The sequence below is a fragment of the Aeromicrobium phragmitis genome, from assembly GCF_003674095.1.
GTDB classification, from domain to species: Bacteria; Actinomycetota; Actinomycetes; order Propionibacteriales; family Nocardioidaceae; genus Aeromicrobium; species Aeromicrobium phragmitis.
In genome coordinates, this window is record NZ_RDBF01000266.1 from 1 (window position 1) to 308 (window position 308).

The 308-nt window shown below is 69.5% G+C and carries 1 protein-coding gene; it reads left to right on the forward strand.

Going from position 1 to position 308, the window contains the following annotated elements; translation table 11 throughout:
• A partial coding sequence (locus D9V41_RS17275; protein ID WP_424922815.1) for a ribonuclease HII occupies positions 1-282 on the forward strand: 282 nt, incomplete at its 5' end.
• Between the last annotated feature and the right edge of the window lie 26 nt (positions 283-308).

The window sequence follows — 308 nt, forward strand, 5'->3', positions numbered from 1 at the left end:
AGCGTCGACGGCCTGGGAGTGCCCGGGCTCGCGGTCTGGAAGGGCGATCAGGTGTCGGCGTCGATCGCGGCGGCGTCGGTGGTGGCGAAGGTGACCCGCGACCGGATCATGGAGCGGTTGCACGACGGTTACCCGCAGTATGACTTCGCCGTGCACAAGGGCTACTCGACCCTGCGGCATGAGGAGGCCCTGCGCGCGCACGGCCCGTGCCCGGAGCACCGGATGACCTACGCCAACGTCCGCGCCGTGCTGACCGCGCGGGAAGAGGAGAGCACGTCATGAGCGCTGAGGATCTGGAGCGGTACGAG